The organism is Nocardia sp. NPDC060220 (genome assembly GCF_042727815.1).
Classification (GTDB): domain Bacteria; phylum Actinomycetota; class Actinomycetes; order Mycobacteriales; family Mycobacteriaceae; genus Nocardia.
Genome location: NZ_JBHWZY010000994.1, coordinates 1 through 2,330 on the forward strand (window position 1 = coordinate 1; position 2,330 = coordinate 2,330).

Below are 2,330 nucleotides of genomic sequence, written 5' to 3' on the forward strand. Positions count from 1 at the left end.
CATCGCGGTAGGCCCCGGGATGATACCACGGGCGCTGCATCGGGTGCAGATCCGCCATCGCGGCCAGTTCGTCACGCTGCATTCATGAACATCAGCAAGGTTGCCGCAACCTCCGCACTCGTCATCGCCGCGCTCGGCGTTGCCACCGGCACGTCGCACGCCGCTCCGGCGCCTGCTCCCGCGCCCGTCGCGGCCTTCCTCGACGGCGTGAACCAGGGTGTGAACCAGGTGCTGCCCGGCATCAACTGGAAGACCGGCATCGAGGGCGACGCGGTCGTCGTCGAGACCGACGCGGGCTCGCTCACCACCGAGAACAACCAGTTCCAGGTGCGCGACAACCAGGGCAACATCGTCGCCGCCCTGCCGCTGGCCTACACGCTCGACGACCTCGAGTACCCGATCGACGCCGCCGTCGACGGCACCCGCGCCACCCTGACCCCGCGCACCGACGTGGCCTCGGCCCGCCCGTCGACCCTGCTGAAGGACGTCGTCCGGCAGGACGCCTTCGACGACGCCGTCAGCGCCGCGGCCACCCAGTTCGGCATCATCACCGCCATCGGCACTCTCGTCGGCACCCTCACCGGTGGCCTCGCGGGCTGCGCCATCGGCGGCGTCGGCGGCCTGGTTCTCGGCATCCCGGTGCTCGCCCTCGGCGGCGCCACCGGCCTCGCGGGTTGCCTCGCCGGTGCCGCCGTCGGCATCCCGCTGGGTGCGGCCGCGGGCCTGGTGCTGACCGGCGTCCCCGCCGCGATCGCCATCGGCATCGGCTTCAGCAACCGGATCAACGCGCCGGAAAACCAGTAGTCGTCGTCGGAAAGGCCCCGTCCACCCGGACGGGGCCTTTCGTGCTGTTCAGCGCGCGAGGCGGATGCGCAGCGCCTCGTAGGTGGGGATGAAAACCTTTCTGCGGTAGCGGCGTTCGACGATCTCCCACGGGCGTCCGGCTGCGGTCAGGGCTTCGAGAAGCGCGGTGAGTTCGGAGTGGACGAGCTGGGCGCCGAGGCAGAGGTGGCGGCCGCCGCCGAACCAGAGCTGGCGGGTTTCGGGGTTGTAGTCCCGGTCGACGCGGAACTCGCCCGCGGCGTTGTTGATGGTCCAGGTGAGGATCTTGACGTGTTCGCCGGCGCGCAGGTCGCGGTCGGCGATGCGGACGTCCGCGGTGACCGAGCGGCCGACGAGGTAGGCCGGGCTCGTGACGCGCAGGGTCTCGCGGACCGCGTCGGGAAGGCGATCAGGAGCGGCGAGCAGGGCGCGGTGCTGGTCGGTGTCGTGCATGATCGCGACCATTCTGGTCATGGCGCTGGCGAGCGTGTCGGTGCCCGCGACGGCCATCAGGATCGCCAGGCCGCCCGCGTGCTCGACGTCGAGGCCCAGTTCGCGGCAGCGGCCGAGGGTGGTGTCGGGATCGGCGCGGGCGTACGCGTCGGGAACGTTGACGGCGAGCTGGGTGGCCAGCTCCCGGGCGCGGGCCAGCGCCACCGGGTCGAGCGTGGTCGAGGCCATCGTGCCGAAACCCAGGTTGACCAGTTCTTCGACGTGATGGAACAGGCGCAGGAACAGCGCGTCCTGATCGTCGGTGTAGTCGCCGCCGATGGCCGCGGCGATGTCTTCGGGGCGCATGCCGACCAGGTCGGAGACGCTGCGCCCGACCAGGATCTGCGCGCGGGCGGCGATGTCGACGGTCTCCCCCGCCGCCAGGCGTTCGCGCAGGTCACGCAGGTCGGGGCCGATCACGCGCTCGACCAGAGCATCGGTGTGGCTCAGGGTGAACAGGTCGCGCACCTTGGTCCGCAGGTCGGTATGGCCGGGACCCTCGAACAGATCCTCGACCCAGTCGCCGATGACCTGCGCCCACCAGTGCCCGGCCGCGCCCTCGGACACGATGCTGAAATGGGTGCTGTCGTTGTAGATCTGGCGGGCCACCAGCGGATCGGCGACGAACCAGCCGAGTTCGGGCACCTTGCGGATGGGCCGCGCGAACCGTCCCAGCAGCAATAATCCAGGCAACCAGGGTTGACCGGCGGCGAGTAGGGTTAGTTCATGGCGTCGGGCGGAGCTCCACACCCCGGCAGAATCTAATCGAGCACGCCCGATTAGTGAAGGTCTGTGGCTAGGATCGACGAGATGCGCTGGTGGTGATCTGTGCATCACGCGATATCTGGAAGTGAACAAGCATGGTGAGTTCGACAATCGAAGCCGTCGGCGCGTATCTGCCGGCCAGAGAAGTGACCACGGCGGAGTTGCTGGCGCAGCTGGCCGTCGACGCGCCGCTGGATCTGGAGAAGGTCAGCGGAGTCAGGGCGCGCAGGGTACGCCGCGAATCCGAGGAC

2 protein-coding genes are annotated in these 2,330 nt (G+C 69.6%); one reads left to right on the top strand and one right to left on the bottom strand.

Going from position 1 to position 2,330, the window contains the following annotated elements; genetic code table 11:
- Window positions 1-84 precede the first annotated feature (84 nt).
- Complete coding sequence (locus ACFWF3_RS32735; RefSeq protein WP_379317740.1) at window positions 85-804, top strand: hypothetical protein; 720 nt, start codon at window positions 85-87, stop codon at window positions 802-804.
- A 48-nt stretch (window positions 805-852) separates the two neighbouring features.
- Here the strand turns inward: ACFWF3_RS32735 and ACFWF3_RS32740 are convergent, their stop codons facing one another.
- Window positions 853-1,995, bottom strand: a complete 1,143-nt coding sequence (locus ACFWF3_RS32740; protein WP_378993540.1) for a cytochrome P450 — start codon at window positions 1,993-1,995, stop codon at window positions 853-855.
- Between the last annotated feature and the right edge of the window lie 335 nt (window positions 1,996-2,330).